Raw genomic sequence first — 13271 nt, 5'->3', positions numbered from 1 at the left:
ATTCCAATGAAGAAGAAGTTAATCTGTCTGCTGGTGGCCGGGGCGTTGCCAGGGCTCGCTTTTGCCGACTCGACCAGCGAACAGATCAAGGCCCTGCAGGAGCAGCTCAACGCCCTGCAAAAAGAGGTCAAGTCCCTGAAGACCGAGCTGGCACAGTCGAAGAGCAGCGGCAAGGTGGTAGCCGCAGCACCGGTGACACCCGTAGCCGCAGCAGCGCCGGTCGACATCAGCTCGCCCGACTACGGCAAGGCGCAGGCGAACCTGACCAACGACCAGGTCGATGCGATGAAGCAGCAGATCGCGAACCAGCAGCTCAAGGTCGATTCGCTCACCGACGCCGCCAACACCGGTCCGCTCGCGGGCCTGTCGATCACCGGCTACATCGACCCGACGTACATCTACAACCGTGCACCGGGCACCTCGTCGTTCCTGTTCGCGAACCACACGGGTTCGTATAACTACTTCAACAGCACGTTCGGCGATGTCTATCTCGACATCAAGAAGACCTTCGGCGTGGGCCCGATGGCGCCTTCGGCCGAAATCACGCTCATGCCCAACCGCGGCAACGGCATCACGCTGCTGCAGAACGAGCACGGCGAAATTGGCAACAACATCCTGAACACGGCAGTCGTTACTGTGCCGGTGACTGCCACGGGCACGTTCGTCGCCGGTCTCATGCCGAGTTTTGGCGGCTACGAGGTGCAGCAGTCCAACCAGATGCTCACGCTCACGCATAACCTGCTCTACGACTTCTCCGATCCGGGCAGCTATGTGGGTATCGGCTGGAACTACACACCGAGCGGCAGCCAGTGGGCGTTCAAGTTCATGATCGGCAACGAGCAGTACCGCACCAATGGCGCGGTCGTGCAGACGGGCCAGAACGCGCTGGGCGACCCGATCACCACGAGCAACAGGATCCCGACGTTCACGGCGCGAGCCGACTACACGTGGTCTAGCGCACTCGACATCGGCGGCTCGTTCAACATCGGCCGCCAGACGCTGCCGAGCGCGTTCGATTCGACGACGGGTCAGGCCGTGTACGGCGTGGGTGGCCAGGCATCGAGCTCGGGCGGCTACTTCTTCTTCGGCGAAGTGGACGCAAGCTACACGCTCGCGGACATCCAGTACAACGCCGAAGTCGATTACGGCCAGCAGCAGCGCGCGGCATTCAACGGCGGCAACGCGCAGTGGTACGGCTTCTCACTGCTCGCGCACCGCAAGTTCTTCGCACCGGTGGTGGGCCGCATGGGCGTGACGGCGCGCTACGACCTGCTCGCGAACGGCAAGAACGGCGGTGGTGGCGGCGGCATCGTGCTCAACTCGAACGGCATGGATACGGCCAACGGCTTCGGCATTGGTGCGGACTGCCTGGCAAACTCGAAGGCCGGCGGCGGCTTCGGCTTCGAGTGCAAGGGTGCAACACGTCAGGACGTCGCGCTCGACCTGCTGTTCTTCCCGACGCAGCAGATCCAGGTGAAGGTGGAATATCGCCACGACTGGGCCACGCAGCGCGTGTTCCTGAACAGCGACGGCTCGTACAGCAAGAGCAACGACTTGCTGGGCGCGCAGTTCATCTACTCGTTCTGATGAAGTCGCGGCGGGCGGCGGCCTCGTGCTGTCGCCCGCTGTTTCCCGATTCGCTTTCCGTTATGCTCAAATTCGCCAATCAGCCTCATGCCCCGTCCTGGTACGCGGCCACCGCCCACGACTCGACCACGCACCCCGCGCTCGAAGGCGTGCTCGATGCCGATGTCTGCGTGGTCGGCGCGGGCCTCACGGGTGTTTCCGCCGCGCTGAATCTCGCCGAACGCGGCCACCGCGTCGCGCTCGTGGAAGCCTCGCGAGTGGGGTGGGCCGCAAGCGGGCGAAACGGCGGGCAGTTGATCGGCGGTTTTGCCTGCGATATCGACACGTTCGCGCAGTTCATGCCCGAAGCGGAGGTCCGGCAGATCTGGGACATGGGCCTGGAGACGCTCGACATCGTGAAGCGGCGCGTCAAGCAGCACAACATCGACTGCGCGCTCACGGAGGGCTATTTCACCGCCGCAAACAAGGCGCGCGACGTGGATGCGCTCAAGCGCTGGCGTGACGAGGCGGCGCAGCGCTTCGGCTACGACCGGTTCCAGTATGTAGACGGCGACGGTGTGGGACGCTACGTCGCGTCGTCGCGCTATCCGGGCGGCCTCTACGATCCCGATAGCGGGCATCTGCATCCGCTCAACTACACACTCGGGCTCGCGCGCGCGGCGATCGAAGCGGGCGTGCGCGTGTACGAAAACAGCCCTGTCACGCGACTGCGCGAAGAAAACGGTGCGCATGTGGTCGAAACCGCGCGTGGCAGCGTGCGCGCGAAGTTCGTCGTGCTCGCATGCAATACGTATCTGGGCGATCTCGCTCCCGCGCTCGCGCGCAAGATCATGCCCGTGGGCACTTATGTGATCGCCACCGAAAAACTCGGCGCCGAACGCATGAATGCGCTGATGCCCGCCCAGGCTGCCGTATGCGACAGCCGCTTCGTGCTCGACTACTTCCGTCCCGCTGCGGACACGCGCCTGCTCTGGGGCGGCAAGGTGAGCTATTCCACCTTCGCACCGCCCAATCTGGGCGAAGCCATGCGCCGCGACATGCTGAAGACGTTTCCGCAACTCGCCGACGTAAAGGTGGATTACGCGTGGGGCGGCTACGTGGACATCACAATGAACCGCGCGCCGCACTTCGGCCGCCTCTCGCCCACCGTGTACTTCGCGCAGGGCTTCTCGGGTCACGGCGTGAACGTCACGGGACTCGCTGGCACGCTGATCGCCGAGGCGATCCACGGCCAGGCCGCGCGCTTCGACCTGTTCGGCAAGATCCGTCACCGCGATTTCCCGGGCGGCGCTACACTGCGAACCCCTGCCCTCGTGCTCGCGATGGCGTGGTATCGGATGAAGGACCTGCTTTGATGACACTCGACCTCGACGCCCAGGCGGGCGCCCTCGCCCGCCACTCGTACTACGAAGCCACCGCCACGCGCCCGGCCGACGACGACCCCGTGCTCGAAGGCACGCTCGACGCCGACGTCTGTGTGATCGGCGCGGGCTTCGCCGGACTCTCGGTCGCGCTGGAGTGCCGCGCACGCGGCCTTTCGGTCGTGGTGCTCGACGCCCATCGTCCCGGCTGGGGCGCCTCGGGCCGCAACGGCGGGCAGACGCTCGTGGGCTTTGCGAAAGACGAAGTGCTCGAAAAGCAACTCGGCGCGCAAGGCATACGTGCGGCGTGGGCGCTCTCCATCGAGGGCGTGAACCTCGTGCGCGAGCGCATCGCCCGCTATGGCATCGATTGCGACTTCACGCCGGGCTATCTGACCGTTGCGACGAAAACGAAGCGCGTGCCCGATCTACGCGCATGGATGGACGCCGCACGCACGCGCTGGGGCTACGATCGACTCGAATGGCTCGACACCGACGCCACGCGCGCACGGGTGGCGTCGCAGCGTTATATCGCGGGGGTCTACGATCCCGTCTCGGGGCATCTGCATCCACTCAAGTACTGTCTTGGCCTCGCCGACGCAGCGCGCCGCGAAGGCGCGCAACTCTTCGCGCATACGCGTGCGCTCGAAGTCGTACGCGGCGCGCGGCCCGTGGTCAGAACGACGCACGGCGAAGTACGCTGCAGCTTCGTGGTGTCGTGCTGCAACGCCGCGCCGGGCGGCGTGCTGCCCGGCAGCGTGGCCGCGCGTATCGCGCCCATCGCCTCGTACATCATCGCGACCGAGCCGCTGGGGCGCGAGCTGGCCGACTCGTTGATCGCGCAACGTTCAGCCGTATGTGACAACAACTTCTTTCTCGACTACTTCCGGGTCTCGGCGGACAACCGCATGCTGTTCGGCGGCCGCGCCGATTCGACCGGTGCCGCGCCCGAGCGCCTTACAGCGGCCATGCAAACGCGCATGAGCGATACCTTCCCGCAGCTCGCCGGTGCGCGCGTGGAATACGCATGGGGCGGCTTCGTCGATGTCACGCGCAACCGCGCGCCCGACTTCGGCGCGATCGACCCGAATTATTACTATGTGCAAGGCTTTTCGGGGCACGGCGTGGCGCTCACGGGCATGGCGGGGCGTCTCGTTGCGCAGGCCATCGTCGGCGAGCGCGCCTCGTTCGATCTGTTCGCGCAGCTGCGGCACGCGCGCTTCCCCGGCGGCCCCGCGTGGCGGCGGCCCGCGCTCGAAATCGGCATGCTCTACCACCGTGTGATGGAAATGTTCTGACGCGGCACGCCCTGCACGTTCCGCCGGCCTGTTATACCCTTGCGAAAGTCCGCCGCGCTCGCGCGGCGCACGCACTTCCTCTGCTTGAAACGCGTATTCGCAAGGAGCACCAGCAATGGATTACGTCAGGTTCGGCTCGACAGGGCTGCAGGTTTCGCGTCTTTGTCTCGGTTGCATGACCTACGGTGTGGCCGAGCGCGGCGCGCACCCGTGGACGCTCGGCGAGGACGCCAGCCGCCCGCTCATCCGCCAGGCGCTCGACGCCGGCATCAACTTCTTCGACACCGCGAACACCTATTCGGACGGCACCTCGGAGGAGATCGTCGGGCGCGCGCTGCGCGACTTCGTCAAGCGCGACGACATCGTGCTCGCCACGAAGGTGTACAACCGCATGCGACCCGGCCCGAACGGCCAGGGCCTGTCGCGCAAGGCCATCCTCACGGAAATCGACCATAGCCTCAAGCGCCTCGGCACCGATTACGTCGATCTCTACCAGATCCATCGCTGGGACTACAACACGCCCATCGAAGAAACGCTCGAAGCGCTGCACGATGTCGTGAAGGCCGGCAAGGCGCGCTATATCGGCGCTTCTTCCATGCACGCGTGGCAGTTCAGCAAGGCGCTCTACACCTCGCGCCTGAACGGCTGGACCGAGTTCATCAGCATGCAGGACCACGTGAACCTGCTGTATCGCGAGGAAGAGCGCGAAATGCTGCCGCTGTGCGCCGACCAGGGCATTGCCGTCATGCCATGGAGCCCGCTCGCGCGCGGCCGCCTCACGCGCGACTGGAACGAATCGAGCGAGCGCGAGGCCACCGACAAGTTCGGCAAGACGCTCTACGGCGCCGATGCGGACAAGGCCATCATCGATGCGGTCGCCACCATCGCGCGGGCGCACAACGTCCCGCGTGCGCAGGTCGCGCTCGCGTGGCTGTTGCACAAGCCCGCCATCACGTCGCCGATCATCGGCGCGTCGAAGCCGCAGCACATCGAAGACGCTGTGGCGGCGCTTTCGCTCAAGCTCTCCGACGAAGAGATCAAGACACTCGAAGCGCCGTATCTGCCGCATGTGATTGCGGGCCACCAATAAGCGATGAAGCCGCTGGCAGACGTTCGCGCACGATGCGCGCGAGCGTCTGCATGAGCGCGTCGGCGACCTGCGGCGGCGTTTCCGCATAGCCGAGCAGGAAGCCGTTGTAGCGCGCGGCGTCCGGGGCATCGACGCAATACGCGCTCAGCGGCGAAAGATGCAGGCCGTGTGCGCGCGCGGCTTCGCTCACATCGGCGTCGGCGAGCGGCGCGTCGAGGCGTACGCTCAAATGCATGCCGCCCGCGTCCGCCGACACCGTCATCACGCCGGCCAGATGTTTGTCGATGGCGGCGACCAGACCGTCGCGGCGCTCTTCGTAGAGCTTGCGCATGCGCCGCAAATGGCGCGCGTAACGTCCGCTTTCGATGAATTCGGCCAGCGCCAGTTGTTCCGCCACGCGCCCCTGGCGCACGAGTGTGTGGTGCGCCTGCGCGAACTGCGCGGCCACACGCTGCGGCACGATCATGAAGCCGATGCGCAGCGCCGGAAACAGCGTCTTGCTGAAGGTGCCGAGATAGATTACGGGCGCGTCGTCGGCGAGGCCCTGGATCGACGGCAGCGGCGGCCCGTCGTGGCGCAGCTCGCTGTCATAGTCGTCCTCGACGATCCACGCGCCGCACGCGCGCGCCTGCTCGATCAGCGCGAGCCGCCGCTCGAGGCTCAGCACGCAGCCCAGCGGATACTGGTGCGACGGCGTGAGATAGACGAGTCGCGGCGGCCTCTCGCGCCAGTCCTCGGGGCGCGTCGACATGCCCGCCGCATCCACACTCATCGGCACGAGTTGCAGCCCCGCGGCCGTGAACGCCACGCGCGCGCCGAGGTAGCCCGGATTTTCGATCCACGCGCGTTCGCCCTCGTCCGCGAAGAGACGCGCACACAGGTCGAGGCTCGACTGCGTGCCGTCCGTGACGAACACCTGGTCGGGCTGGCAGCGCACGCCGCGCGACACGCGTACGTATTGCGCGATTGCCTGACGCAGTGCGGGCATGCCCGCGCTGTCGCCATAGCCGAGATCGTGCGCGCGCAACTCGCGCAGCGCGCGTTCGACCGCCGTGCGCCATTGCGCGTAAGGAAACGCGTCGAGCGCGGGCACGCCTGGGCGCAGCGCCTTCGAGCCGTCGCGGCCCGCGCGGCGCGGCGGCAGTTCGCGCACGCGGCGCGCAAGCGCAGGCACGGGTTCTTCGCGCTGCGTGGTCTGGGCCGGGGTTGCGACTGCACCGGCGCTGACCGCGTTGACGACCGAACCGTGGCGCGTCGCGCTGACGAAGCCCTCTTCCACGAGCCGCTCATACGCATAGAGCACCGAGTTGCGCGCGATGCCTAGCTGCTCCGCGAGCGCGCGGCTCGACGCGAGGCGCGTGCCGCGGCCAATATCGCCGTCGAGGATCGCGCGGCGCAGGCTCTCGTAAAGCAGGTCCTGCTGCGTGAGCTTGCGCACGGCGCGCTTCGCATAGGCGGTCATCATCAACGCGTAGTCCAAACCCGTGGCTCCATTGTTTTTAGTTTCGGTGGGACTAACAATGGTGCCACAAGTCGCTTACGCTTGGGAGTCCGGGAAAGCCTGTCAACAAGGAGAAGGAGACAACACATGACTGACACGAAGCTTGTGGTCCGCGCCGTCGCACCCGACGATTTCGCTGCATGGCTGCCGCTCTGGGACGGCTACAACCGCTTTTACGGCCGCTTCGACGCCACCGCGCTGCCGGAGCACATCACGCGCACGACCTGGTCGCGCTTCTTCGACGGCTACGAGCCCATGCACGCGTTCATCGCCGTGCGCGGCGAACGCGTGCTCGGCCTCGTGCACTTCATCTATCACCGCAACACGATTCTGGAAGGGCCGATCTGCTATTTGCAGGATCTCTTCACCGTGGAAGACGCGCGCGGCCAGGGCGTGGGCCGCGCGCTGATCGAGGCCGTGTATGCGCACGCGAAGGCGTCGAATTCGGCGCGCGTGTACTGGCACACGCACGAGACGAATCACACGGCCATGCGGCTTTACGACGACGTGGCCGTGAAGCCTGGCTTCGTCATGTACCGCAAGGACGTTTGATGGGGCGTCTGAAGCGCCTCAGGCGAGATCCTTGAGCAACGAGGCACGCACCTCGCCGTCGATGGTCTGGGTCGGCACGCGGTAATTCGGATGATCGCAGCCTATCGTGAGCGCGGCGCCTTCGCGCAAGCGCGTTTTCATCTGCGGCGTGAGTTCGAAGCGAACGAAATGCACCGCCGAAGTCTTTTCGGCGTTCTCGCGTTCGAGGTCCTCGTCGGCAATCGCGTAGACGGGCGGCTCGCCATCCACCTGGACGAACACCTTGTCTTCGATGCCGATCAGCCGCGCCAGCGCCGCGCGCCGCTCGACTTCACTCTCGTATTCGAGCTGCATGGTCGCCTTCAGGTTGCCGCCGTCGGGCACGAGCGGCAGATAGGCTGCGAGTTCGCCCTGAATGCCGTCTTCGTCGAAGATCTTTTCGATGTGCAGCATCTCCTGAATCTGGTAGCGGATCGTCGTCTCGTCCTCGAACAGGAACGTGAGGTGATTGCCGAGCGATACCACGCGCTGCTTTTTGTGCTCGATGATGCGTTTGCGCATGTCGCCCCGCACCCTGGCGTAGGCTTCCAGCGTCAACAGCGAGTTTCTCGCGATCGTCATGAGTCGTGCCTCGTGAATGTTGCGGGTTGGCGTCGGGGCCTAGATGCCGTAGGCGCGGCGCAGCAAGGTAATGGGGTGAGCGAGCGGCGGCTCGCCTAGCTGGTTCTCTTCGATGCCCTGCGCAATGTGATGCCCCGCAAGCTGGCAATCGGACGAGATGAAATTCGGTTCGGCCTGCCCCATCTGCTTGAATACGGGCGTGCCGATCTTCATCGACATGGCGTGGAATTCCTTCTTCACGCCGAACGTGCCCGCGTGGCCCGAACAGCGCTCGACTACGGTCACTTTCGTTTCGGGCACGAGCGAAAGCAGATCGAACGTCTTGCGGCCGATGTTCTGCACGCGCGCATGACACGGCACGTGATACGACACGTTGCCAAGCGGCGCACGGAAATCGGTCTTGAGCAGGCCGTCGCGATGACGCGCCACGAGATACTCGAACGGGTCCCAGAACGCGTCGCTTACGGCTTTCGTGTTGGCATCGTCGGGAAACATCAGCGGCAGCTCATGCTTGTACATGAGGACGCAACTCGGCACCGCGCCGATCAGCGCATAACCTTCGCGCGCGTAACGCGCGAGCATCGGCATGTTCTGCGCCTGCTTGTGCGCCACGCCCTCCAGATTGCCCTGCTCCAGCAGCGGCATGCCGCAGCACCATTCGCTCTTCACTAGCTCGTAGGGAATCTCGTTGTGGTCGAGCACCGCGAGCAGATCGTGGCCGATGCCGGGCTCGTTGAAGTTCACGTAACACGTCGCGTAAATGGCGACCTTGCCCGGCGTGCGCTCGCCGTCGCGCACGTCGCTCGAGCCCGCGCGTTTAGCAACGTTACGAAACTTGTGTGTAGCGAAATCGGGCAGCCACGCCTTGCGATCGACGCCCAGCATCTCTTCCATCGCGCCGCGCATCGCTTTCGTGTGATTGATCGCGTTGACCGTTTTCGTCACGACGGGGATGCCGGCGATCTGGCCGAGCGCGTCGGTATTCGAGAGCACGCGATCGCGCAGCTTCACTTCGCCCTTGCGGTAATGAACGGCCTTGGCACGCAGCATCAGATGGGGAAAGTCCACATTCCACGGATGCGGCGGCACGTAGGGGCACTTCGTCATGTAGCAGAGATCGCACAGGTAACACTGGTCGACGACCTTGTCGAACGACGCCTTGTCGACGTCGTGCGCTTCGCCGCTATCGGTTTCATCGACGAGATCGAACAGCGTGGGAAACGCGCCGCATAGCGACACACAGCGCCGGCAGCCCGCACAGATATCGAACACGCGCGCGAGTTCCGTATCGAGCTGGCCCTGGTCGTAAAAAGCGTCGGAGCGCCAGTCGAGCGGATGGCGGGTTGGCGCTTCGAGACTGCCTTCCTTGTGGGGCATGACGTCTCCTTCTTTTATTTATCAGCCCAATACACGGCTAGGTGGGCGCGCGCGAACGCGCGCCGGTGCTTGCCCGGCACGCGAAACAAAAGCGCGCGCGTCATGGGCGCGTGCGGTCAGGCACGCGGCGATGCCCAATGCGCCTCAGTCCGCCAGCACGTCCAGCGCCTTCGTATAGCGGTTGGCGTGGCTGCGCTCCGCCTTGGCCAGTGTCTCGAACCAGTTCGCGATTTCGTCGAAGCCTTCGTCGCGCGCGACCTTGGCCATGCCGGGGTACATATCGGTGTATTCGTGCGTTTCGCCCGCAATGGCCGCCTGCAGATTCAGACGCGAGGTGCCGAACGGCAGCCCGGTGGCCGGGTCGCCTACCGCTTCCAGATATTCGAGGTGGCCGTGCGCGTGGCCGGTTTCGCCTTCAGCGGTCGAGCGAAACAGCGCCGCGACATCGTTTTGTCCTTCTACGTCGGCCTTGGCTGCGAAATACAGATAACGGCGGTTGGCCTGTGATTCGCCGGCAAATGCATCCTTGAGGTTCTGTTCCGTCTTCGAGCCCTTTAGCTGTGCCATCTGTGCCTCCATCGTTCGACCTGAAATGTGGGGACGCGACGCAATTCGCCTCGTGCAATGCAGCATGCGGGGGCGACTTCGCCGCACTATTAATCTAGGTTGTGGCGTTTGCGTTCCCAATTGTGAATTTCAATCCCAGCGATAGCGTAGCGGGGTTTACGCGAGCCGAAATGCGCGGAAAGGGGGCGGGTTCAGGCACGCGCCGTGCGCGCGACGAACTGTCCTGCACTCTTCACTTTGCGCGCGCGCGGAGTCGTCCTAGACTTGGAAATTGCCGACGCGCCCGATCAATTTTGCGGAGATGCCATGCGACTTACAATCTTGATCAACGGTTCCGATCCGACCGTCAATCACGACTATGCAGTGCTCTGGCTCGATACCGACCAGCAACGCTGGTCCCGCGAGTCTCACGAAGGGATCGACCTGCCAGAATGGGGTGAATTGCGCGACGTGAATGGTGTCACGTCGCTGTGCGCACCGCTCGAAAACGAGCCGCTGTGCACGTTACGCGGCCTGCATGTAAACCGCCGCCAGGAAATCAGTTCAGCACACGGCGACGCGACATGGTCGTGCGAAACCTCGCACTCGCCGATGGAGGGCCAATGGCGACTCCAGGCTGTGGACCGTCAGATGGTCCGCGCCGAGCATTCGCTTTTTGCAGGCTGAGTCGTTGTTGATGATCTGACCGATTGAATGCAGGCGGCATCATTTGCCGCCTCGCTCCTCGCGCAGCAACGCAACGCTGCCGCGCTCATTGCAGCTGTTTGTGCGTCACCTCTCGCTTGCGCCCGCCCTTGAGCGGGCGCGCGTTTTTTTGCGCCTGCATTTTTTCTCCCGCCTCCACGCGCGTCATGCGCCCGCTATACTTTCAGCCCGCTTGATCCTACCCCAGTCCAGCCTGTCCTTTCGATGAAGAAGCTGTTTGCCTCGCTTGTTGCCTCCGTGCTGCTCGCCGCCGCGAGTCATGCAATAGCCGCACCGGCCTGTTCGCAATTCGTGCCCGACGGCCAGTTCCCAACGCTCACGAATCAGCGCATGGCGCCGAAAACGCGCATGCTCTGCTATTCGGATTTTGCCGTGCTGCATTCGGGCGTCACGCACGGGCCGTTGTGGTCCGCCGAGCATCTCACGCGCGACCACCTCGAAGCCGCGAAGGACATGACGCGCACGAACCGCTTCTTCGAGGACGACCGCCTGCCCGAAGGCGAAGGCGCGACGCTCGCCGACTACAAGCGCAGCGGCTTCGACCGCGGCCACATGAGCCCCGCAGGCAACCGCTGGAATGCACAGGCGATGGCGGAATCGTTTTCACTCGCCAATATCGTTCCGCAGAATCGCGACAACAACCAGCGCCTTTGGGCCCATATCGAAAGCGCCGTGCGCAAGCTCGCGTCGAAGTATGGCGAAGCCTATGTCGTGACCGGTCCGCTGTTCACAGGCGCACAGCTCCAGACGATCGGCGCGACGCGCGTGCTCGTGCCGACGCAGATCTTCAAGGTCGTGTACGTGCCTTCGCAGCAGCTCGCGTTCGCGATCGTCGCGGACAATACGGCTGTCGATCGTTACGACGTGCGCTCGGTGCGCGATCTCGAAGCGCAGAGCGGCATTTCATTCCCCGGAATTCCGGCGAATGTCGCGGCGAAGGAAAAAGTTTCGTTCAATGGCCGCGGCTTCGCCGTGAGCAAATGGGGCTGGTAAGCGCGCCCCCGTTACGCATAAGGAGGATCACAAAGTGTTCGACGCATACGCAAACGACAACGACGTGCTCAACGTGCAAGGCGACGCGCTCACGCTCACGAACGGCACGACGCGCGTGACACTCGCCGGCACGCTGGAACTCACGCGCGACAAGCGCGGGCTCGCCGCTGCGCTGGCGCTGAAGGCGGCGCTCGACGACGTCGTGAAGAAACTGCAGGCCGATCCGCACCTGCCCGCGAAGGTCGCCGACGAGCCGGACCGGAAGCCCGGGGTCGTCGACAATCCGTTCAACTGATCAGGCCGACGCGAAGCGCACGCTTTAGAACGGCTTGCCTTCGCTCTCGCTCCAGGCGCGCGCCATGAGCGTGTTCGAGGGCAGCGTTTCGTCGAGCAGCTTCTTCGCGCTCTGTGCCCCCGCGATCGGCAGGCCGGTGGGATCGATCGCGCCGATCTGCGCGAGCACCGACGCCTGATCCCAGTAGATGTGCTCGTTATAGAGCTTGTTGCCGCGAAAGCAGATCACGGCGAGCATCGGCACCTCGAAGTACTTGCCCGTGGGCGCGAGGCCCGGCAGCAGCCAGTCGATCTCGCGGTCGTGGGTGCAGCAGAAGATGAACTCGTCCACCACGCGGTCCGAGCCGATCGTGCGCGAGATCGGGATCAGGCGCGTGTCCTCAGGGTTCGAATGCACGAAATGGTGCGTGTAGAAGCGCTTGAGCTCGTCGCGGCCCACGCCGCCCGTCATCGTCGGAATGTGGTTGACGTAGGGCTGCGCGACCATGGTCGGCATCACGTCGCTCGGGTTGCGCGCGACGAACTCGTGGTAGCAGTGCTCTTCCCACAGCGCGTTGAAGTCGTAGATCGGGCCGAGCACCCGGCGCAGCATGGCGAGCGTGCGCGAGTAGGCCATCATCGTGGCGGGCTTGTCGTACGTCGAGCGCGAAGACGAAGCGAACGCGTGATCGCAGCCAGGGTACGTATACAGCTCGACGCCAGGCTTGCCCGCCAGCGCCTGCGCGATGCGCTCGCGCGTGGCGGCGTCGCAGTGGGCGTCGTCGCCGCCGAAGTGCAGCATCAGGGGGCACGTGATGCGCGCGGCTTCGTCCAGATCGTTTTCGAGGCCCACGGCGTAATAGCCGATCGCGCAATCGACATCGGTGCGCGTCGCGCTCAGGTACGCGAGCTTGCCGCCCAGGCAGAAACCCACCACGCCGACTTTGCCGCGATGTTGCGGGTGCGCGCGCAGCGCGGCGAGCGTTTGCGCCACGTCCTGCATCGCGAGGTCGACGTCGAAGCGCTCGTAGAGCGAGAACGCCTTCTGCGCGTCGGCGCCTTCGTAGCCAAGATCGACGTTCGGCTCCAGACGCCAGAACAGCTCCGGCACCATCACGACGTAGCCTTCCTCGGCATAGCGGTCGGCGAGCGCGCGCATGTAGCCGTTCACGCCGAAGATCTCCTGCAGCAGCACGAGGCCGGGGCCGCTGCCCTCGGGCGGCAGCGCCGTGTAGGCGCGGAATTCGCCGCCGTCGTGCGACTTCACCTGGGTCCATTGTCCGTTCATCGGGGCTGTCTCCTCTCTTCGGTCTGGTTTAGCTGCCGTAGATTAGCGTCGATCGCGCGCCGCTGCAGCGCGTCGCACC

13 protein-coding genes are annotated in these 13271 nt (G+C 64.7%); 8 read left to right on the top strand and 5 right to left on the bottom strand.

Annotated features, from left to right (window positions below):
* Positions 1-6: 6 nt before the first annotated feature.
* The 4 genes from AB4Y36_RS05135 (at position 7) to AB4Y36_RS05120 (ending at position 5336) form a co-directional block, all read left to right on the top strand.
* The gene (locus AB4Y36_RS05135; protein ID WP_069261586.1) at positions 7-1587 is read left to right on the top strand and encodes a DUF3138 family protein; all 1581 of its coding nucleotides are present in this window, start codon (positions 7-9) and stop codon (positions 1585-1587) included.
* A gap of 62 nt (positions 1588-1649) precedes the next feature.
* Positions 1650-2942, top strand: a complete 1293-nt coding sequence (locus tag AB4Y36_RS05130; RefSeq protein ID WP_368682468.1) for an NAD(P)/FAD-dependent oxidoreductase — start codon at positions 1650-1652, stop codon at positions 2940-2942.
* The gene (locus AB4Y36_RS05125; protein ID WP_368682467.1) at positions 2942-4246 is read left to right on the top strand and encodes an NAD(P)/FAD-dependent oxidoreductase; all 1305 of its coding nucleotides are present in this window, start codon (positions 2942-2944) and stop codon (positions 4244-4246) included. The genes AB4Y36_RS05130 and AB4Y36_RS05125 overlap by 1 nt, the downstream gene beginning before the upstream one ends.
* Before the next feature lie 115 nt (positions 4247-4361).
* Entirely contained in the window at positions 4362-5336 is a 975-nt protein-coding gene (locus AB4Y36_RS05120; protein ID WP_368682466.1) for an aldo/keto reductase, read from the top strand.
* Here AB4Y36_RS05120 and AB4Y36_RS05115 read toward each other — a convergent pair.
* A complete protein-coding gene (locus AB4Y36_RS05115; RefSeq protein ID WP_368682465.1) occupies positions 5284-6816 on the bottom strand; it encodes a PLP-dependent aminotransferase family protein in 1533 nt (510 codons plus the stop codon). The two genes, AB4Y36_RS05120 and AB4Y36_RS05115, sit on opposite strands and share 53 nt — an antisense overlap.
* 108 nt (positions 6817-6924) lie before the next feature.
* Here AB4Y36_RS05115 and AB4Y36_RS05110 point away from each other — a divergent pair, with 108 nt between their 5' ends.
* A complete protein-coding gene (locus AB4Y36_RS05110) occupies positions 6925-7389 on the top strand; it encodes an N-acetyltransferase family protein (RefSeq protein ID WP_368682464.1) in 465 nt (154 codons plus the stop codon).
* Positions 7390-7407: 18 nt separating this feature from the next.
* Here the strand turns inward: AB4Y36_RS05110 and AB4Y36_RS05105 are convergent, their stop codons facing one another.
* From AB4Y36_RS05105 to AB4Y36_RS05095, 3 genes are all read right to left on the bottom strand, one after another.
* Positions 7408-7989, bottom strand: a complete 582-nt coding sequence (locus AB4Y36_RS05105) for a DUF3501 family protein (protein WP_069261582.1) — start codon at positions 7987-7989, stop codon at positions 7408-7410.
* A 39-nt stretch (positions 7990-8028) separates the two neighbouring features.
* Positions 8029-9366 (bottom strand): heterodisulfide reductase-related iron-sulfur binding cluster, encoded by a 1338-nt coding sequence (locus AB4Y36_RS05100; RefSeq protein ID WP_368682463.1) that lies wholly within the window; start codon positions 9364-9366, stop codon positions 8029-8031.
* 144 nt (positions 9367-9510) lie between these two features.
* Positions 9511-9933, bottom strand: coding sequence for a rubrerythrin family protein (locus AB4Y36_RS05095; protein ID WP_069261580.1), 423 nt, complete (start codon positions 9931-9933; stop codon positions 9511-9513).
* Positions 9934-10239: 306 nt separating this feature from the next.
* Here AB4Y36_RS05095 and AB4Y36_RS05090 point away from each other — a divergent pair, with 306 nt between their 5' ends.
* The 3 genes from AB4Y36_RS05090 to AB4Y36_RS05080 all read left to right on the top strand — a co-directional run bounded on the left by AB4Y36_RS05090 (position 10240) and on the right by AB4Y36_RS05080 (position 11926).
* Positions 10240-10599, top strand: a complete 360-nt coding sequence (locus AB4Y36_RS05090) for a DUF3564 domain-containing protein (RefSeq protein ID WP_042268533.1) — start codon at positions 10240-10242, stop codon at positions 10597-10599.
* A gap of 243 nt (positions 10600-10842) precedes the next feature.
* On the top strand, positions 10843-11631 hold the full coding sequence (locus tag AB4Y36_RS05085; protein WP_368682462.1) for a DNA/RNA non-specific endonuclease: 789 nt from the start codon (positions 10843-10845) through the stop codon (positions 11629-11631).
* Positions 11632-11665: 34 nt separating this feature from the next.
* Entirely contained in the window at positions 11666-11926 is a 261-nt protein-coding gene (locus AB4Y36_RS05080; RefSeq protein WP_368682461.1) for a hypothetical protein, read from the top strand.
* 24 nt (positions 11927-11950) lie between these two features.
* On the opposite strand, the gene AB4Y36_RS05075 is transcribed toward AB4Y36_RS05080, so the two are convergent.
* Positions 11951-13192, bottom strand: coding sequence for a dienelactone hydrolase family protein (locus AB4Y36_RS05075; RefSeq protein WP_368682460.1), 1242 nt, complete (start codon positions 13190-13192; stop codon positions 11951-11953).
* Positions 13193-13271 lie beyond the last annotated feature (79 nt).

The sequence above is a fragment of the Paraburkholderia sp. BR10936 genome (assembly GCF_040965735.1).
GTDB classification, from domain to species: Bacteria; Pseudomonadota; Gammaproteobacteria; order Burkholderiales; family Burkholderiaceae; genus Paraburkholderia; species Paraburkholderia nodosa_A.
Note: the sequence above shows the minus strand (reverse complement) of the source record. Positions and strands in the feature narration are given on the sequence as shown.